The sequence below is a fragment of the Allobosea sp. P4_E12 genome (assembly GCF_056401655.1).
Genome location: NZ_JBFUIY010000031.1, coordinates 1 through 18,090, shown reverse-complemented (window position 1 = coordinate 18,090; position 18,090 = coordinate 1). Strand labels below are relative to the sequence as shown.

16 protein-coding genes are annotated in these 18,090 nt (G+C 61.7%); 13 read left to right on the top strand and 3 right to left on the bottom strand.

Annotation, left to right across the window (positions count from 1 at the left end):
- Nucleotides 1-15: 15 nt before the first annotated feature.
- Nucleotides 16-1,179: a dihydrodipicolinate synthase family protein gene (locus AC1DW9_RS28440; protein ID WP_476776768.1), complete on the bottom strand. Its 1,164-nt coding sequence runs from the start codon at nt 1,177-1,179 to the stop codon at nt 16-18.
- Between the two features lie 170 nt (nt 1,180-1,349).
- Between AC1DW9_RS28440 and AC1DW9_RS28435 the strand changes: the two genes are divergently transcribed.
- The 8 genes from AC1DW9_RS28435 (at nt 1,350) to AC1DW9_RS28400 (ending at nt 8,733) form a co-directional block, all read left to right on the top strand.
- Complete coding sequence (locus AC1DW9_RS28435) at nt 1,350-2,402, top strand: LacI family DNA-binding transcriptional regulator (protein ID WP_441508103.1); 1,053 nt, start codon at nt 1,350-1,352, stop codon at nt 2,400-2,402.
- 24 nt (nt 2,403-2,426) lie between these two features.
- A complete protein-coding gene (locus AC1DW9_RS28430) occupies nt 2,427-4,019 on the top strand; it encodes an acyl CoA:acetate/3-ketoacid CoA transferase (protein ID WP_441492609.1) in 1,593 nt (530 codons plus the stop codon).
- Nucleotides 4,016-4,789, top strand: coding sequence for an enoyl-CoA hydratase/isomerase family protein (locus AC1DW9_RS28425; protein WP_441492610.1), 774 nt, complete (start codon nt 4,016-4,018; stop codon nt 4,787-4,789). Before AC1DW9_RS28430 ends, AC1DW9_RS28425 begins: the two co-directional genes overlap by 4 nt.
- A 1-nt stretch (nt 4,790) precedes the next feature.
- Entirely contained in the window at nt 4,791-5,552 is a 762-nt protein-coding gene (locus tag AC1DW9_RS28420) for a 3-ketoacyl-ACP reductase (RefSeq protein ID WP_441508105.1), read from the top strand.
- Nucleotides 5,553-5,660: 108 nt separating this feature from the next.
- Complete coding sequence (locus AC1DW9_RS28415; protein WP_441492612.1) at nt 5,661-6,329, top strand: amino acid ABC transporter permease; 669 nt, start codon at nt 5,661-5,663, stop codon at nt 6,327-6,329.
- Nucleotides 6,330-6,339: 10 nt separating this feature from the next.
- Nucleotides 6,340-6,990, top strand: coding sequence for an amino acid ABC transporter permease (locus tag AC1DW9_RS28410; RefSeq protein WP_441492613.1), 651 nt, complete (start codon nt 6,340-6,342; stop codon nt 6,988-6,990).
- Nucleotides 6,991-7,037: 47 nt separating this feature from the next.
- Nucleotides 7,038-7,859, top strand: coding sequence for a transporter substrate-binding domain-containing protein (locus AC1DW9_RS28405; RefSeq protein ID WP_441492614.1), 822 nt, complete (start codon nt 7,038-7,040; stop codon nt 7,857-7,859).
- 88 nt (nt 7,860-7,947) lie between these two features.
- Nucleotides 7,948-8,733, top strand: coding sequence for an amino acid ABC transporter ATP-binding protein (locus AC1DW9_RS28400; protein ID WP_476776782.1), 786 nt, complete (start codon nt 7,948-7,950; stop codon nt 8,731-8,733).
- A gap of 1,107 nt (nt 8,734-9,840) precedes the next feature.
- On the opposite strand, the gene AC1DW9_RS28395 is transcribed toward AC1DW9_RS28400, so the two are convergent.
- Complete coding sequence (locus AC1DW9_RS28395) at nt 9,841-10,749, bottom strand: LysR family transcriptional regulator (protein WP_476776766.1); 909 nt, start codon at nt 10,747-10,749, stop codon at nt 9,841-9,843.
- Nucleotides 10,750-10,848: 99 nt separating this feature from the next.
- On the opposite strand from AC1DW9_RS28395, the gene AC1DW9_RS28390 reads away from it, so the two are divergent.
- The 3 genes from AC1DW9_RS28390 to AC1DW9_RS28380 all read left to right on the top strand — a co-directional run bounded on the left by AC1DW9_RS28390 (nt 10,849) and on the right by AC1DW9_RS28380 (nt 13,624).
- Nucleotides 10,849-12,078, top strand: coding sequence for an MFS transporter (locus AC1DW9_RS28390; protein WP_476855244.1), 1,230 nt, complete (start codon nt 10,849-10,851; stop codon nt 12,076-12,078).
- A 293-nt stretch (nt 12,079-12,371) separates the two neighbouring features.
- On the top strand, nt 12,372-12,833 hold the full coding sequence (locus tag AC1DW9_RS28385; RefSeq protein WP_476776765.1) for a CBS domain-containing protein: 462 nt from the start codon (nt 12,372-12,374) through the stop codon (nt 12,831-12,833).
- A 446-nt stretch (nt 12,834-13,279) separates the two neighbouring features.
- Nucleotides 13,280-13,624: a hypothetical protein gene (locus AC1DW9_RS28380; RefSeq protein ID WP_441492619.1), complete on the top strand. Its 345-nt coding sequence runs from the start codon at nt 13,280-13,282 to the stop codon at nt 13,622-13,624.
- 201 nt (nt 13,625-13,825) lie between these two features.
- On the opposite strand, the gene AC1DW9_RS28375 is transcribed toward AC1DW9_RS28380, so the two are convergent.
- Nucleotides 13,826-13,999 carry a hypothetical protein gene (locus tag AC1DW9_RS28375; protein ID WP_441509193.1) on the bottom strand — a complete coding sequence of 58 codons (174 nt, stop codon included), beginning with the start codon at nt 13,997-13,999 and terminating at the stop codon, nt 13,826-13,828.
- Between the two features lie 124 nt (nt 14,000-14,123).
- Between AC1DW9_RS28375 and AC1DW9_RS28370 the strand changes: the two genes are divergently transcribed.
- Nucleotides 14,124-14,312 carry a hypothetical protein gene (locus tag AC1DW9_RS28370; RefSeq protein ID WP_441509194.1) on the top strand — a complete coding sequence of 63 codons (189 nt, stop codon included), beginning with the start codon at nt 14,124-14,126 and terminating at the stop codon, nt 14,310-14,312.
- A gap of 415 nt (nt 14,313-14,727) precedes the next feature.
- On the top strand, nt 14,728-16,533 hold the full coding sequence (locus AC1DW9_RS28365) for an ABC transporter transmembrane domain-containing protein (RefSeq protein WP_476776781.1): 1,806 nt from the start codon (nt 14,728-14,730) through the stop codon (nt 16,531-16,533).
- Nucleotides 16,534-18,090 lie beyond the last annotated feature (1,557 nt).

The window sequence follows — 18,090 nt, the reverse complement described above, 5'->3', positions numbered from 1 at the left end:
GGTACGGCCCTTTCCTCAGGCGACGCCGTTAAGGGCGCACAGATGCTCCATGCGGCGTGCGGCAAGCTCCGGCTCGACGAAGAGCCCGGACTGGTCGGCGAGGCGGAAGAGATCCGCATAGTGCAGGATGCCGCGGGCGGATTCGGCGCCGCCGACCATCCGAAAATGTTTCTGGAAGCCATTCAGCCAGGCGAGGAAAACCACCCCGCATTTGTAATGCTGTGTCGGGGCCTCGAAGAGCCGGCGAGAGAGCGCGACTGTCGGGTCGAGGATAGCGTGGAAGCCGGCTCTGTCACCAGCTTCCAACCTGGCGAAGGCGGCTGCCGCAGCCGGCGCAATCGGATCGAAGATGCCAAGCAGCCCGTGCGAGAAGCCCTGCTCATCGCCGGCGATCAGCTCGGCATAATTGAAGTCGTCGCCGGTATACATGACGACGCCTTCGGGCAGGAGGCGCCGCATCTCGATCTCCTTGCCGGCGTCGAGCAGCGAGACCTTGATGCCGTCGATCTTGGCCGCGTGCTCGCGGATCAAGGTTAGCACCGTCTCCATGGATTGCCGGAAGTCGCGGCTGCCCCAGTAGCCTTCGAGCGCGGGGTCGAACATCTCGCCGAGCCAGTGCAGGATCACCTTGCCGCGGCACTGGCCGATCAGACGGCTGTAGACCGCGAGGTAATCGTCTGGGCTTTTCGCGACGCGGCAGAGCGCGCGGCTCGCCATCAGGATAATCTTGCCACCGTGCTTCTCGACATGGGCGATCTGTTCCTCATAGGCGCGTAACACGTCGTCGAGGCTGCGCGCCGCGTGCGGATCCAGTTGGTCGGTGCCGGCGCCGCAGGCGAGATCGGCGCCGGGCGTCGCCTTGGCTTCAGCGAGAACGCAGGTGATCAGCTCAGCCGCATTTGGCCAATCCAGCCCCATGCCGCGCTGGGATGTGTCCATCGCCTCCGCAACTTTGAAGCCGAGGCCCCAAAGATGGTGGCGGAAAGCCAGAGTGGCGTCCCAGTCCACCGCCGCGACGCGCCAGGGCTCCTGCAGCTTCAGCGGGTCGGCCACGACATGGGCTGCCGCATAGACGGTGCGAACCCCGTTTGCGGAAGCGGTGTGGGGATAAGGGGAGGGTGCCGCCAACGGGTAGCGCTCGCTGCTGCCGTCCGCACGGGGCAGGGAAATTTCAGCCATCGCTTCCTCCGGGAGTGTGGTGTAGTGGAACGTTCCATTTCATGAACGCATCAATAACCTTATATAGATGCATAAAATCATTTGAAAGAGGGTGATTGCCTCACTCGCGCAAGTATGATAATGGAACGTTCCATAATAAGAAGTGACGCAGACGGTTCAGGGATGAAACGATGCCGAAGTCGAAAAGCGGCAAGCGAAAGGTGACGATCATCGAGATCGCGGACGCCGCCGGCGTCTCGAAATCGACGGTCTCGCTCGTCCTGACCGGGCGCGGCACCGTCAAGCGCGAGACTCGGCAGCAGGTTCTGCAGACGATGGACCAGCTGGGCTATGTCTACAACCGCGGCGCTGCCAACCTCCGAAATGCGCAATCCCGCATCGTGGGCCTGGTCCTCAACGACCTCTCGAACCCATTCTTCGCCGAATTTGCGATTGGCGTCGAAAAGGTCCTGCAGATGGCAGGTTATGTCGCCTTCATGGCCAATACAGCCGAAAGCGTGGTGCGTCAGGACCAGGTGATGCGGATGATGCGCGAGCATGGTGCTGGCGGCATCATCCTTTGTCCGGCGCTGGACACGCGGTCTGAGCATCTCGATTGGGTCAAAGCAGCCGATACTGCGCTCGTGGTGGCGATCCGGCGCCTTCCGGGCGCCGAGGTAAGCCACGTCGTGCCGGAAAACGTCGCCGGGGCCAGCCGGATCACCCGCCATCTCATCAATCTTGACCATGAGCGCATCGCCTATCTCGGCGGCATGCATTCGATGGTCGTCCGACAGGAGCGGCACGGCGGCTTTCTCGCGGCTATGGAGGCGGCCGGCCGCAAAGTTGATCCAACCCTCAACCTTGAAAGTATGCCGACACGCGACGGGGGCTTCGGTGCAATGAGCGCTGTACTATCGCTAAATGATCGGCCTACAGCGGTGGTCTGCTACAACGATGTCGTCGCAATCGGCGCGATGCTCGCCGCGGCGCGGCACGGTCTCGTTGTCGGGCGCGACATCGCGATCGTCGGTTTCGACGACACCAGCGAGGCGCGTCATGTCTCGCCAGCACTGACCACCGTCGCTGTTGATCCCGTCGGGCTCGGCGAGCGCGCCGCCGCGCTGCTGCTGAAGCAGATCGCCGATTCAGCCGCGGAATCGGAGAGCTACATAGGCCCCGCCAACCTCGTCATCCGAGAATCCTGTGGCGCCTATCAGCGCGCACTGGCCGCCGCCGGCTGACAATTCACATCCAGAGACAAAACCATGGCCTTTCCTCGCATTCTCTCCGCTGACGAAGCCGCGGCCCTAATCCCGGACGAGGCGATTGTCACTGTCTCCTCGTCGTCCGGTCTGGGTTGTCCCGACGCCGTGCTGGCGGCAATCGGCCGACGCTTCGACGCCTGCGGCCATCCGCGCAATCTCACGACCCTGCATCCGATCGCAGCCGGCGACATGTGGGGCATCAAGGGCATCGACCATCTGGCGAAGTCGGGCCTACTGGCGCGGATTATGGGTGGCTCCTATCCGTCCGGCCCGTCCTCGGCCGAGCCACCGGAAATCTGGAAGATGGTCACAGGCGACCAGATACCGGCCTACAACATCCCGAGCGGCATACTGTTCGACATGCATCGCGAGGCCGCCGCCAAGCGGCCGGGCGTGCTGACCAAGATCGGCATGGACACTTTCGTCGATCCCAGGCATCAGGGCTGTGCCATGAATGCGCGCGCCGCGGCTGAGCCGATCGTCAGCCGCGTCGATTTCGATGGCGACGACTGGCTTTATTTCCGGAGCATCGTACCTCAGGTCGCGATCATCCGCGCCACGACCGCCGACGAACGCGGCAACCTCTCCTACGAGCATGAGGGAGGCCTGCTCGGCCCGCTCGATCAAGCGCTGGCGGTTCGCAACAATGGCGGCATTGTCATTGCACAAGTGAAGCGCGTGGTCGCCGCCGGCAGCCTTAAGACGCAAGCCGTCTTCGTGCCCGGCATTTTGGTCGACGCAATCGTTGTCGCGCCCGAGCAGATGCAGACGACGCAGACGGCCTATGATCCGGCGATCTCGGGCGAGGTGTCGCGGCCCCTGTCGAGCTTCGAGACGCCGGCCTTCGACGTCGCCAAGGTCATCGCGCGGCGCGTGGCGCAGGAACTGCGCCATGGCGATGCGGTCAATATCGGCTTCGGCATCTCAGCAAACGTCCCGCGCATCCTGATCGAGGAGGGGCAGCACGGCGCGGTGACTTGGGTGATCGAGCAGGGCGCCGTCGGCGGCGTGCCGTTGCTCGAGTTCCAGTTTGGCTGCGCTTCCAATGCGGAGGCGATCGTGCCGTCGCCCTACCAGTTCACCTACTTCCAGGGGGCGGGCTTCGACATGTCGCTGCTCTCCTTCCTGCAGATCGACCGGCAGGGCTGTGTCAACGTCTCCAAGCTCGGGGTCAGGCCGCATGTCACGGCCGGCGCAGGCGGCTTCATCGACATTACCGCCCGGGCCAAGCGCATCGTCTTCTCCGGCTATTTTAGCGCCGCGGCCAAGCTCGCGATCGCCGATGGCAAGCTGGTTATCGAGAAGGAGGGGAGGGTGAAGAAGCTCGTCGAGGCCGTCGAACACATCTCCTTCTCAGGGCCGCGCGCAGTCGCACAGGGGCAGGAGGTGACCTACATCACGGAACGCTGTGTGATGAGGCTGACTCCGGAGGGGATCGTCATCACGGAGATCGCGCCCGGCGTGGATCTGGAGCGTGACATCCTCGCCCAGAGCGAGTTTCCGCTTCTGGTGCCGCGGCCGCCAAAGCTGATGGATGCGGCCTTGTTCGACGAGGCGTTGATCGGCCTTGAAGTTCCAATGAGGGCAGCATGAGCGACTCCGTCCGCCTCGACATCGCCTCCGGCATCGCGACGATCACGCTCGCCAGGCCAGAAAAGCTCAATGCGCTCGACGACGTCATGGTTGGGCTGCTCGGCAGCTTCGCCGATAGGATCGATGCCAATCGAACGGTGCGCGCGGTGATCCTTACGGGTGAAGGCAAGGCCTTCTGCGCCGGCGGCGACATTGTCGCCTGGGGCGAGCTTTCGGCACTGGAGATGGGGCAGGGCTGGGTGCGTTCTGGCCACCGTGTCTTCGACAAGCTCGCGCGGATGAAACCGCCGGTTATCGCCGCCATGAACGGCCACGCGCTCGGCGGCGGGCTGGAGCTCGCCGTTACCGCTGATATCCGCATCTGTGAAGCTCAGGCCAAGATTGGCCTGCCCGAGAGCGGCCTCGGTATGATTCCGGGCTGGTCAGGCACCCAACGCCTGGTCAAGCGCCTGGGCGGGCGTGTCGCGCGTCGCCTTGCCCTGACGGGCGAGGTCGTCACCGCCGAGACAGCGCTTGCTCTCGGCATCGTCGATCAGGTCGTGGAGAAGGGTGGGGCGCTCGCGGCCGCGACAGCGATGGCCGAGCGCGTCGCCGCCCGTGGTCCGGTCGCGAACATCATCGTCAAGCAGTTGATCAACGCCGCGGAAGACGAGGACCGGGCAGCGATCATGGAGACGCTGGCGAGCTCGCTCGTCTCCTATACTGATGACGTCAAGGAAGGTGTCGCCGCCTTCCAGGAAAAGCGCACACCGCTCTACCGAGGGGAATAAGATGACCCGCCCCGTCGCACTAATTACCGGCGCAAGGCGCGGCATCGGCTGCGCGATCGGTGTCGCGCTCGCCAGGGTAGGCCATGACATCGCCTTCACCGACGTTGTCGAGGACGAGGCGGTCGCCGTGGCGCTGAAGCTCTTCGAGGAGGCCGGCGCCGCGGCGCGGTTCTTCAAGCATGACGTCGCCGCAGTCGAAAGCCATGCTGCCCTAAACGCGGATGTGAAGCGGGCTTTCGGCCGGCTCGATCTCTTTGTCTCGAATGCCGGGATCGGCGCGCCGGTTCGCGGTGACATGCTGGAGATTACGCCGGAAAGCTTCGACGTCGTCATGGATGTCAACCTGCGCGGCGCCGCCTTCTTGAGCCAGGAAGTCGCCAAGGCGATGCTCGCGGACAAGGCAGAGCGGCCGGTGATCGTCTTCATCACGTCGGCCAGCACGGAGCTGGTTTCGATCGACCGGGCGCAATATTGCGTCTCGAAGCTCGGTCTCTCGATGTGGGCGAAGGCGCTCGCGGTCAGGCTCGCGCCCGAAGGCATCCCGGTCTTCGAGGTCCGACCGGGCGTGATCCGCACCGACATGACCGCGAAGGTCGCGGCCAAATACGATGCCCGTATCGCGGACGGCATGATACCAGCCGGGCGCTGGGGCGAGGGCGAGGACGTGGCGCGTTGCGTGGTCGGTCTGGCGAGCGGCAATTTCGCCTACGCGACGGGCACAGTGATCAATGCTGATGGTGGATTGATGATCCCGCGTCTGTAATTGGCGCAATGGTTGTAAGACAAAGAGCCGATATCGAACCGGCCGGTGAGGGCATAGGAGGAGACGGATGGCTGGACGCTTGGTCACCCGCCGCATCGGGTGTTTTGCATGAGCTATGAATTCGATTTCGCCGACGTCTTCGCGGCGTGGCCAGAGTTACTGCAGGGACTGATCAACACGCTCGTGCTCTCGGCACTTGCAATGGCGATCGGCATGGTCGTTTCGGTCGCGGGGGCGCTCGGCAAGACTTCGGGTCCGCGATGGCTACGCTGGCTCATCGACGAATATATCGAGCTGATCCGGAATACGCCGTTCCTGATTCAGATCTTCATGATCTATTTCGGTCTGCCTACGCTCGGCATCAAACTCTCATCGAACGAGGCGGCGCTCATCGCGCTCGTCGTCAATGTCGGCGCCTACGGCATCGAGATTATCCGCGCTGGCATCGAGAGCATTCACAAGGGCCAGGTCGAGGCCGGCAAGTCGCTCGGCATGCGGCCGCTGCAAATCTTTCGCTACATCGTCCTCAAGCCGGCGATCCAGGCGGTCTATCCCTCGCTGACCAGCCAGTTCATCCTGCTGATGCTAAATTCGAGCGTCTGCTCCGCGATCGCGGCGAGCGAGCTCACGGCGGTCGCGGGCGATATCCAGTCGCGCACCTTCCGCAGCTTCGAGGTCTATTTCGTTGTGACCTGCATCTATTTCGGCCTGTCGCTGTTCTTCTGGAGCGCCTTCGCCGGAATCGAGCGCACCCTCCTGCGCAAGCCAACCCGGTAGGTTTCAGACGATGCGCACACTCGGACCTAACGAGATCCTCTACATCATCGCCGCGGTGCGCTGGACGCTGCTGCTCTCGGTCGTTGCCTTTGTCGGCGGCGCGATTGGCGGCGCCCTTGTCGCGCTCGCTCGAACTAGTGAGTTCAAATGGCTCAGGCTGGTCGCGAACGGCTATATCAAGGTCTTCCAGGGCACGCCGCTGTTGATGCAGCTCTTCCTCGCGTTCTTCGTGCCCGGTCTGTTTGGCTGGTCAGTCGATCCCTGGACCGCAGCCGCGATCGGCTTGTCGCTGCATGCCAGCGCCTTCCTGGGCGAGATTTGGCGCGGCGCTATTGAGGTCGTGCCGCGCGGGCAATGGGAGGCGGCGACCTCACTCGGTCTGCGCTACTGGCCGAAGATGGCGCTGGTCGTCGTGCCACAAGCGGTCAGAATCTCCATTCCGCCAACGATCGGCTTCCTCGTTCAGCTGATTAAGGGCACTTCGCTCGCCTCGATCATCGGCTTCGTCGAACTGACGCGGGCGGCGCAGGTGATTAACAACGCCACCTTCCGGCCCTTTACCATCTTCGCGCTCGTCGCGTTGATCTACTACCTGATCTGCCGGCCGCTATCGGCCTACAGCAAGCGAATGGAGCAAAAGCTCCTGGTCGCCGCGCGCTAAGCGCGGCGACGCAAGGCCTACCAAGTCCACCCGAGGAGAAACGTCCCATGTCACTGTTCAAGTCCATCCTGCGCCGCAGCCTCGGCGCGCTGCTTCTCGCCGGCGTCGCCGCCGCAACTCTCGGCGCCGCCCCGGCGAGCGCAGCCACGCCCGAGGAGATCAAGGCGCGCGGCAAGCTGCTGGTTGGCGTACTGACCGACTATCCGCCTTTCGGCGGCACCGACGCCCAGCAGCAGCCGGCCGGATACGACGCCGACGTCGCCAAGCTGATGGCCAAGGCGCTTGGCGTGCAGCTCGAACTCGTCCCGGTCACCGGGCCAAACCGCATACCCTATCTGCTGACCAACAAAATTGACGTGCTGATTGCCACGTTCGGCATCACCGCCGAGCGCTCAAAGCAGGTGCTATTCTCCAATCCCTACAGCACGCTCACCATTTACGTGCTGGGTCCCAAGAGCCTGAACATCAAGACTCCGGAGGACCTGAAGCCGGTGACGATCAGTGTCGCGCGCGCCTCGACGCAGGACACGGCCATCAGCGCGATCGCGCCGCAGGGCACGCCACTCAAGCGCTTCGACGACGATGCCACGGCGCTGCAGGCCCTGATCTCGGGTCAGGTCCAGGCCATGGGCGCGAGTAACACCATCCTCGCGCAACTCAACAAGGACTATCCACAGCTCAACATGGAGCCGAAGCTGACCCTGCGCGAGCAGGCCAATGGCATGGCCTTTCGCAAGGCCGACACTGCGCTCGCCGAGTTCGCCAACAAATTCATCGCCGATATCGAGAAGAACGGCGAACTCAGCGCCATCAACCAGCGCTGGTTCGGCATTCCGTTGAACAAGCTTCCGCCGATGCCGACCTTCTGAGAACCTGCCCAAACGCGTGACATGGCGCGTCCGGTCTCGGGTCGGGCGCGCCAAATTCTCTGGTCAAAACGAGATGAAGCTCATGACGATGCCCGCAACAGAGAAGACCGGCGCGTCCCGCACCCCGGGCGACGTTATGATCGAGATGCGCAAGGTCGACAAATTCTATGGCGACTTCCAGGTTCTGCGGAACATCGACCTGACGGTCAACCGCGGCGAGCGCATCGTCATTTGTGGACCCTCGGGCTCTGGCAAGTCGACCCTGATCCGCTGTCTCAACCAGCTCGAGGAACACCAGAGCGGCGAGATTATCATTGATGGCACGAGCGTACACGCGCATCTGCGCGGCATCGAGAACATCCGCCGCGAGATCGGCATGGTGTTCCAGAGCTTCAACCTGTTCGGGCATCTGACGGTGTTGGAAAATTGCACGCTAGCGCCAATGAAGGTGCGCGGGATCAGGAGGCCGGAGGCCGAGGCGAACGCTCGCATCATCTTGGAGCGCGTCCATATCCCCGAGCAGGCCGCGAAATACCCGATCCAGCTCTCGGGTGGCCAGCAACAACGCGTTGCAATCGCGCGGTCGTTATGCATGAACCCGAGGATCATGTTGTTCGACGAGCCTACTTCGGCGCTCGATCCGGAGATGGTCAGCGAGGTCCTCGACGTCATGGTAGAACTCGCCGAAAGCGGCATGACCATGATCTGCGTCACTCATGAGATGGGTTTCGCCCGCAAGGTTGCTGACCGGATAATCTTCATGGATGCAGGCGAGATCGTCGAGGTCGCGCCGCCTGCAGAATTTTTCTCAACACCTCGAAATGAACGCACGCGACAATTTCTCGGCCAGATTCTTCATTCTAATCAGCACTGACTTCCGCTGAGGGCGATCTCTCGCCTGGCAGCTTCACCTCGGGAGAGGCTCGGTGCTTGAGGGGGAGGCAACTAATGGGGAACGTGCTGGAGCCCCAGTTGCTAGATTGGGCTGGCCCGCGCTTTAAGTGGGCGATCATTATCCGTCGACAGCGCGCTTGCACTTGTAGTCTCTTGGCGTTCCAGTTCGACTACCCGTCAGCTCCGGCCACAACACGGTGCTCACATGTCCCGGACCGTCCCGCCGGGGCAGCGGCGCATCGTCCCGGAGTTGCTCATCGCTCAGCGAGCGCAGGATCTTCTTGGTTCGAGCGCGCCGTGCATATCGGTGTGCCAAGCTAGACTGGAACACCGCCTTGCTGGTCAATGGCTCGACCAGTTCGCCCGTGAAACCGTTCATTTGAGGCAAGGTGGAGAGCCTTTCCGACATCGCTCGCCTCCCAAGAATTTTTGGCGGGGGAGCGAGGCTAGGTGAACTACTGATGCCGCGGCGTGATCGGAACCGATGATACGGGCACCAATTGTTTGGGTGACAATCGGTCGAAGGTTCAGTGTCCATCCTGGATCGCTATCGGGGACCATGATCCGTCCGCTCTGAGATCCCCGAGTCGAGGGTTCGCGCGTTTGAGACGAAGATCGTCAACTCATCTTACGAATATCTGGCGGCTTTGGCCGAAGGAACAGCCGCCTATCGTTGCCTAGGACGTCCACCAGCGCGAGCCGACAACTGGCACTAATTATGTCAAATACGGCTCCTCCGTCTAAACGCCTGCTCGGTGCTGCGGTGCCGCTGATCGTAAAGCCGGCGTTGAAGCGGGCTCTTGTCCCCCGCGTGTGCGAAGACAGCCACGACAAACAGGGCCGTAAGCCCGATAAGGGCATAAAGCATGGCGATGACGCTCATTTCCCCAGACCCAAAGCAACATAAGCCGCGGAGCAATGATCTCGCGAGTCAAACCCACTGCCAAGCGGAAATGACCGCATCGATAGAGCCGCGATGGAAAATAAACTGAAGTTTGGAGCCGGCAAGTATACTTATACGGCTTCGATCACAAGGCGCGAATCGGGGACTGATAAGGCCTCGTGAAGCACTGCTCTGAGCACCGTGTTACGATAACAGCGGCATCGGAAGCTGAAGCCCTTCGATCAAGGCATTGCGGAACACTTCAATCGGCCGCGCGAGCCTGCCTGCCGGGGGGCGGTGCAGCAACCAAGCGCGCACTTGCGGCTTGAAGTTTGGGCAGTCGATGACCTCAACTCCCTCGCGCCAGCGGCCGTCGGCGAAGGCGGCCGGGGTGACTATGCCGATGCCGTGGCCGCGCGCCACCAGCGACATTCTGAGATCGACACTGAGAGCCTCCACCCCAACTTGGAAAGGCAGCCGCGCCGCCTCGAAGCTCTGGCGGATATAGGCACGAAAGCCACAGCCATTTTCGTTCATCACCCAGGGAAATTGCGACAGCGTGGCAAGGTCGGCTTCCCGCGGTACACCAAGGTCGGATGACGCAACCAGCAGCACTGTTTGCGCGCCGAGATCGTCGCAAATCAGTTCCTGCGGCGGCGCCAAACCCTCCGCGAGACACACCGCCACTGCGTCGAGCTCGCTGCGCGCCACCTGCTCGACCAGCCTTGGCGACCAGCCGGAGGTGATGCGTAAAGTCAGTTGCGGGAACGCGGCGCGCAGGCCATCGAGCGGCATCGCCAGCGCGGCATCGGAGAGATAGGGCATAATGCCCAGCCGGAACTCGCCCCTGATCTCGCCCTCTGGCGACACGCCGGCCTTCAAATCCTCAAGCGAACGTAGCACGCGCCGGCCATGTTCATAGGCTTCACGGCCGGAGGCTGTCGGCTTCAGCGGCTTCGACTGGCGGTCGAGCAACGCCGTTGCCAGCGCGTCCTCAAGGTTCTGGATGCGGCGGGTTACACCCGGCTGGGTAAGGTTAAGTCTCGCTGACGCACCGACGATCGAACCGGTTTCCACCACGGCGATAAAGGCTTCGAGGTCATGAATGTTCATAATAGACCCGCATAATCATTATCGAATTTATTGAATTGTAGCATGGTGACGGTTTCGCATAAAAGCAAAAAACGATATGCGGAATGTTGAGGATCGACCATGCGAGGAACGAAAGACGGACAAATGTCAACGCATTTGCCGGCCGCCACAATTACCGGCCCGCAGACTGTGCTATTTGCCACCGCTGTCGGCATCATCGTCACCAATCTGTTCGCGCCGCAGACATTAGTTGGCCTAATCGGGCCATCGTTCGGCGCCGATGCCGCAGACTTCGGCCTCGTCGCCATGGCCACCCTGCTTGGCTATGCCGCCGGCCTATTCTTCCTCGTGCCGCTCGCCGATCTCGCCGAGAATCGCGCCCTAATCCTGCGTATGTTAATCGCGGCAGCAATGGCCGCTGGTATTGCCACACTGGCGCCTACGGCAAGCGCGCTGCTGATAGTGCTGTTCGTCCTGGGCGCCGCCTGTTCCGCGATTCAGATCCTTGTGCCGATCGCCGCATCCATGGCCCCACCTGGACAGGATGGTCGCGTTATCGGCGACGTCATGAGCGGGTTGATGGTCGGCATTCTGCTGGCGCGTCCGCTGGCCAGCCTGGTCGCCGATGCTTGGGGCTGGCGAGCCTTCTATGGCCTCAGCGCTGCTTCTCTGATTCTGCTCGCCTGCGTCCTCGCTTTCAGCTTGCCGCGACGGCTCCCGGTAGCGAGAACATCCTATGGCGCGCTGATCGCCTCGCTGCTCGGCCTTTTGCGCGACGAACCGATGCTTCGACGGCGCGCCCTGACAGCGGCGCTGGTAATGGCGGCGTTCAGCTTGTTCTGGACGGCGGTGGCATTGCGCCTTGCACAGTCGCCCTTCGACCTCGGCCAGCGCGGCATTGCGCTGTTTGCGTTGGCGGGCGTCGGAGGTGCTGCAGTCACGCCGCTGTTCGGCCGCGCTGGAGATCGTGGTTTGACGCGCTCCGCCACTCTCGCCTGCCACCTCGTGCTGATCGGCGCGATGGCGCTGTCGGCGTGGGCAGGCTCCGCCGCAGCCGCGACCGCAACCGGATGGGTTCCGTTGGGACTAATGGTCGTCAGCGCCGTGCTGCTCGACATCGGCGTAACCGGCGACCAAACGCTCGGCCGCCGCGCCATCAACCTACTACAGCCCAAGGCGCGCGGACGCTTAAATGGGCTGTTCGTGGGCATTTTCTTCATCGGTGGCGCCACCGGATCGATGCTGGCCGGCATCGCTTGGGCCTGGAATGGTTGGCCAGCTGTCTGCTCCGCCRGCGCTGTATTCGGCCTCGCAGCTCTGCTGGTCGACTGGATCGGCGGCCCCGAGTAAGGACTGGTCCGCTGGCCCTGCTGTCGGCCCTGGCTGCGCCGAATTGCCTGGTCACCGCACACTATGCTGGCTCGCCCCGTGATGATCCGTTATCATCCACGAGCATGCCACTCCCTGGGGCAGGCCTTCGCCAGAGTCCTTTCCCGGACCACGCTTTCGGCGCCCAAGGCAGTTTTCTGAATAGCGCGCTCGGCTGGCGCAGCGCATTCCGGCGCAGCGTGGAGACCACCAGGCAATCCCTTCCAGAGAGCGACATGCCTCAGACTCGAAGCCGCGCAGAGCAGGAGGTTATCATGCTCGTTCGTGACGCTATGACCGCACATGCAGAATGGATCTCTCCGGACATCTCGCTGACCGAGGTCGCGCGCAAGATGCGCGACGCGAAAATCGGGTGCCTTCCGGTGGGAGAAAATGATCGCCTTATCGGAATGATCACGGACAGAGACCTTGCCTGCCGTGGCTGCGCCGAAGGGGCCGATCCCAACACTACAAAGGCGAGAAAGGTCATGACGGCGGGCATCACCTGGTGCTTCGAGGACGATGACGTCAGGGATGCGACGCGCCGCATGGCGGAGGAGCAGATCCATCATGTTCCGGTGATGAACAGAGAGAAACGGATGATCGGTATCCTCTCCCTGTCGGATTTGGCGCTGAGAGCGCCGATGGACCTGTTCGCTGAGGTATCGCAGCTTGTTGCACGCGACGCATCGCGTCACGCCTCGGCACCTTGGCCCACTAGCTTCCATGGGGCCTGATCGCGACGACAGTCAGGGTGAGCAGCGCGAGATCGCGCAAGCGGGCTTTCTCGCGCGAAGGCGAATTGGCGCCTGCGCTCATCCTGATGATGTGGGGCGGCATCCGACTCTGCTGATCGTCGACACAACCCGGAACGGCCTGTCGGCGCACTCACGATGCTGCTTCTGTTAATGGTCGTGACGCCCGATATGTGCGAGGAGTTGTTTACTGCGCTGTGCCGATAAACAGCATGCGCGGAAGCGGCACTTGAGGCTGACTTCACTGCACGGGACGGCGACCACAAGTTGGATGACGACGAGGAAGACGACGACGACTATTGTCGTTGACTAGCGTCGCGCCTTGAACCGCCAATCGCCATGGGTCGCTGGGCGATGGCATGACCAGTGGGGCAATTCCGAAGGAATCCGGCATTGTCATCTACCTCTCGACTTGAGGACATCCGACCATGGCCCATTGGAACGGGAATATGCCGGAGACTCCGAAGAAGGTGGCCTGGTACGAGACCAGCGTCGATGGCGTCAGCCTTTGGCACACCGACCCGAATGACCAGCCGGACAAGGCTTGGTTTGTAATCAGGCCGAGCCGGTTTTCCGAGGGGAGCTTTATCGGCACCGATCAGGAAAACCGTCGGGCGGTCTGCGCCGAGGACAGCGTCGAGGAGGCCAAGGCCGCCGCGCTGCTCTGGCTTGAGCGGCTATTGAACAAAGACGACATCCCGGACGAGGACGAGGAAGACCCGGCCGAGCGCTACGCCCACCGTCACGAACACGGGCACGACGCCGACGACTGAGCGCCCGTGCCATCTACAGAACCCGTGCTTGCACTGGTAGGCGAGCGGCTGGCGCAGTCTAGGTTCAATCACCATGCAGCATCGCGGCGTCGCTGGTCGCGGCCCACTGCACGTACGCCGCCCCGGGGGCCTGCCGTCCGCGTTATCTGCGCACTCTAGGTAGAGATCCTGGCGATCCGCAGCATAGCGGCTATGGTTTTCCTATGCTTCGACCGCTTGCTCAGCTGCTTCCGCGGCGAGACCTTGCTTAGGCAAGTCACGGGCGCCGGTAGCTGGCATCATTCGCACGATGATCGCATAGGTTGCTTGCTGCCCGGATGCAGGACGTTCAATTCCGTTGGCAGAAATCAGCAAATATTTGGCGCGATATCGCATTCTATATCAGATTGTTTCCGCTAATTCGGGCAAGTTCCCCGAATGATTTGTTGAGTATAGCCCGAAACGTTTTTGCTGCATCACCTCTGGTAATCGACGCTAGATCCCACTGAGGAATGAGCCAATGCCTGATAATGTGTCCAAGCAGAATCTTGATAACCAGATTGCGGTCGCCCGAAGAAATATAGCCGATCTGATGGAACGAGCCACCGCAACCACTGGATCTGCTGCGGAAGAAGCAATCGCGAACAGGATCAACCATCAACAAGAGCTGCTGAACCAGCTGCTGAAACAGCGCGAGGCGATGGAATAAGGCGTTCCTTGCGCTGGGGCGAATAGGCCGCCGAAGCCGAAAAACCGTCTGACCGAAGTCTTCAGGAGAAATCGGCGCTTGGCACGGAGGCGGACGAAGAGTTCGTCGATCGATCTGTCATTGGGATAGATGCCCGAGCGCCACTATGGCGGGCCACTTTCAGGCGCTGAGGAGTTCGCGCGGAAGTCTCCGCCTGCGCAAGGCAGGCTGCAAGGGACGAAAGGCTGTAGTGATCGTCCCCACGGCCTGCGTGAAACCGCGCCGGATTTCTTCAAGGCGAATGGCGTGACGAGACGAAGCCGCGCTATCGGGACACAAAGGTCCCACACTCTTTCAGACATAGGTCGGATGAACACAGCGCTTCGGTTCGTAGAATAACGAGGCACATCTAGGGATGCCAGGGTGGGGGGACGGTATGGGAGCGACCAGTAGTACCGCCAAAGGGGCGCGGGGGCGTTCGCTGAAGCCCCTGCGGGATCTACTGCCCTATGTCACCCGCTATCGCGCGATGGTTGCCGGCGCTGTTGTTTCCCTGATGCTGGCGGCTGCGATGACGCTGGCATTGCCGCCGGCGGTAGGCCGGATGATCGACCGAGGCTTCTCAGCATTTGATTCCTCCCTGGTCGCCAATTATTTCATGGTGCTGGGCGCCATCGCCGCAGTGTTGGCGCTGGCATCGGCGTGCCGCTATTACTTCGTTGTCACGCTTGGCGAACGCGTCGTCGCCGACATCCGCCGGGATGTCTTCGCCCATGTCACGCGGCTTTCGCCTTCCTATTTCGACGCGACTCGATCGGGCGACATCGTTACCAGACTTACCGCCGACACCACGCAAGTGAAATCGGCGATCGGCGCAACGGCATCGGTGGCACTTCGCAACGTTATTCTCCTAATCGGCGCCATCGCGATGATGGTCGTTACAAGTCCGAAACTGTCGGGTCTGGTCATCGTCGCGATTCCGCTGATCGTCGTTCCCCTCGTCGGCTTCGGGCGATCGGTGCGGCGGAAGTCGCGGACGGCTCAGGCCATGCTGGCCAACGCCATGGCCTATGCCGGCGAGCAAATCGGTTCGATCAGGACTTTGCAGGCATTCACCAACGAAAGCTTGGTGACGGAGCGCTTTTCGGGCGCCGTCGAAACCGCGTTCAGGGGCGCACGGTCATCGGTATTTGCTCGCTCTTTCCTGACCTTCTTTGCGATCTTTACCATCTTCTCCTCTGTTGTCGCCGTGCTCTGGTTCGGCTCGCGCGACGTACTTGCGGGAGCGCTCTCGCCTGGCACCCTTGGCCAGTTCCTGCTCTATTCGGTATTCGCTGCCGGCGCGCTCGGCGCTCTTTCCGAGGTCTGGGGTGAACTCAGCCAGGCGGCCGGTGCAGCCGAGCGGCTGACCGAAATCCTTGCTGAGGAGCCAGCAATTACGGCACCTGCCAATCCGAAGCCTCTGCCGGCACCGGCCCAGGGGCTCGTCGAGTTTCGTGAGGTGTCGTTTTCCTACCCTGCACACCCGGAGCTGCCGGCTGTGCACAGGTTGAGCTTTTCCATTGGGTGCGGCGAGACGGTTGCAATCGTCGGTGCCTCCGGCGCAGGCAAGAGTACGGTGTTCTCCCTACTGATGCGGTTCTACGATCCCCAGGCAGGCTCAATTCTGATCGACGGCGTCGATATTCGCGAGGCCAGTCCGCAGGATGTCCGTAGCCGCCTCGCCCTGGTCCCGCAGGACATAACGATCTTCGCGGCCTCGGCGCGGGAGAATATCGCCTTTGGCAGGCCCGAGGCATCTGGCCCAGAGATCGAACAAGCGGCTCGCGAAGCGGTCGCCGACGAATTCGTCGCCAGATTGGAGACGGGCCTCGAGGCCCAGGTAGGCGAGCGCGGCGTCATGCTGTCCGGTGGCCAGCGTCAGCGCATCGCGATCGCCCGGGCCATCCTGCACGACGCCCCCATCCTGTTGCTCGACGAGGCCACCTCCGCGCTCGATGCGGAAAGCGAAATGCTAGTGCAGACTGCGGTCGAACGCTCGATAAGAGGCCGCACGACCATCGTCATCGCCCACCGCCTGGCGACCGTGCTCAAAGCCGACCGGATTCTAGTCATGCACGAGGGGCGGATCGTTGAGGAAGGCACTCATCGGAGCCTTGTGGCTAACGGCGGCGTGTATGCGCGCGTGGCCAAACTGCAGTTCCATACCGGAGCAACAGCTTTCCTGAGTGCGGCAGAGTAGGGGGCGGCCTGGCAACGGTATAACCAGAATTGGGCCGAGGAATTCGTCGGTCTGACCAACGTGAATTTTTGGCAAAGACCGAAGTTCGGGAACCTCGAAGGACCAAATCATATCGGCCTCATCAGAAGTTTGCAGTCTCGATTGTTGGGCGCGAAGGGGAAACGAGATGACGAAAGCCAGTTACCCCGAATGGTTGAAGCACCTAGAGAAGCTGGAGAGGGAACAGCGCTTGGAGTATGCTGCTGGTCGTGAAAAGGAAGGCGACGATCTTGGCAATGAGATCAAACTATGGATCTGCGACGGGCGAAGTAAGGGCTACTCCGCTCCGGACGGGCGTCCCCAGCCGCAATAATAAATGGTTCGTAACAATCGTTTCCAAGAACTGAAGCGCTTCCAGCTTGTTGATGAAGATTGGTCCTGTCGCGAGTGTTCTAGCAAAGCCAATCTGTTCGAAATCCATTGTGTATAAACAAGGCCGGGCGAGCCCTGTGGAGCTGTACCTGCGAGCCTGATGCGTTTGTGGAGGTCTCGCGAAGCCAGAATTCTGGCCCTCAGCTTTCGAGCAAGACTATAACGGTACGGTCCAGTACAAGACCATAAGCCAGATGACGATCATCGGAATTACAGTCACGACCGGAATTGGCCGCCAGCGATATCGCGGCAGAAAGAGGACGTTGAGGTCGTGGGGCCTGGGCGAGTTGCGCATCACAGCAGGATGCCCGAGGCTGCCGCAGGCGTCTTGCTATTCGGCGCCAATCGTTTGCGGCAAACTATAGCCAGATCGGACCGAGGTCGTAGCTCTGGAGCACTCGGGTGCCCGCCGTCCTCATGTGGCGCTGCGCCATAACTTTCTCATGTGTGGATGCGAGGGCCAAATTCTCAAGCTCGATCTGCACGATAGGATGGAGAGCGACCGCACGGGTTCGCGAACTCGGACACCAACAAGCTGAGTATCACGCAGCGCCGACTTGGGTAGGCTGGAGCCCGTTTTGCCTGTCTGTCTGCCTCTGGAGTTTCTAGGCGGCGGTCTCACACCGCACCCGCGTGAGAAGGTCGTCCGCCGTTCGGGTTAGGAATAAAGCCTTTCAGGCTCAGTTCCGTTGGATGATGGCTTGGTTCGTATGACGACGAGTTGCCGGCCGGTCGCGTAAATCGCGCTGCCCGAAAGCCACCGCAATCCATGGTGATCGTGAAGGCTGATTCGCAAGTTGGTCTAGGTTTCAGATCACGAGTTCTTGCAGGAGGGGCAGCTTTGCAAGGTGAGAATGGTTTCGAGATCACGAATGACGAGGATCGCAGCCTTGCAGTAAAGCGGGCCGCGGCGCTGCTTCGCTATGAGCCTGGCAGCGACGGAGAGCGAGAGCTCACTGTCCTCACGGATGCAATCGCAGAGTATGACATGAGGGATTTTGAGAAGGCCCCGCGTTCGCGTCCAAGCGAGGACCCTGCCTTTTCTCCTAGTGGATGGAATCTAACGCTTGGTGCCCACGCCTGACGGCGGCGATGATTTTGTCGGGGTCAGCGGTCCAGGAGAAGGGCTTCGGATCGGCGTTGGTC

Bases quoted from the DNA above. Each gene is read 5' to 3' on its own strand.
- AC1DW9_RS28400 (WP_476776782.1), top strand. From the start codon at position 7,948: ATGCCCGCAACAGAGAAGACCGGCGCGTCCCGCACCCCGGGCGACGTT.
- AC1DW9_RS28380 (WP_441492619.1), top strand. From the start codon at position 13,280: ATGGCCCATTGGAACGGGAATATGCCGGAGACTCCGAAGAAGGTGGCC.
- AC1DW9_RS28410 (WP_441492613.1), top strand. From the start codon at position 6,340: ATGCGCACACTCGGACCTAACGAGATCCTCTACATCATCGCCGCGGTG.
- AC1DW9_RS28365 (WP_476776781.1), top strand. From the start codon at position 14,728: ATGGGAGCGACCAGTAGTACCGCCAAAGGGGCGCGGGGGCGTTCGCTG.
- AC1DW9_RS28430 (WP_441492609.1), top strand. From the start codon at position 2,427: ATGGCCTTTCCTCGCATTCTCTCCGCTGACGAAGCCGCGGCCCTAATC.
- AC1DW9_RS28395 (WP_476776766.1), bottom strand. From the start codon at position 10,749: ATGAACATTCATGACCTCGAAGCCTTTATCGCCGTGGTGGAAACCGGT.
- AC1DW9_RS28375 (WP_441509193.1), bottom strand. From the start codon at position 13,999: ATGCGATATCGCGCCAAATATTTGCTGATTTCTGCCAACGGAATTGAA.
- AC1DW9_RS28370 (WP_441509194.1), top strand. From the start codon at position 14,124: ATGCCTGATAATGTGTCCAAGCAGAATCTTGATAACCAGATTGCGGTC.
- AC1DW9_RS28435 (WP_441508103.1), top strand. From the start codon at position 1,350: ATGCCGAAGTCGAAAAGCGGCAAGCGAAAGGTGACGATCATCGAGATC.
- AC1DW9_RS28385 (WP_476776765.1), top strand. From the start codon at position 12,372: ATGCTCGTTCGTGACGCTATGACCGCACATGCAGAATGGATCTCTCCG.
- AC1DW9_RS28440 (WP_476776768.1), bottom strand. From the start codon at position 1,179: ATGGCTGAAATTTCCCTGCCCCGTGCGGACGGCAGCAGCGAGCGCTAC.
- AC1DW9_RS28420 (WP_441508105.1), top strand. From the start codon at position 4,791: ATGACCCGCCCCGTCGCACTAATTACCGGCGCAAGGCGCGGCATCGGC.
- AC1DW9_RS28405 (WP_441492614.1), top strand. From the start codon at position 7,038: ATGTCACTGTTCAAGTCCATCCTGCGCCGCAGCCTCGGCGCGCTGCTT.
- AC1DW9_RS28425 (WP_441492610.1), top strand. From the start codon at position 4,016: ATGAGCGACTCCGTCCGCCTCGACATCGCCTCCGGCATCGCGACGATC.
- AC1DW9_RS28415 (WP_441492612.1), top strand. From the start codon at position 5,661: ATGAGCTATGAATTCGATTTCGCCGACGTCTTCGCGGCGTGGCCAGAG.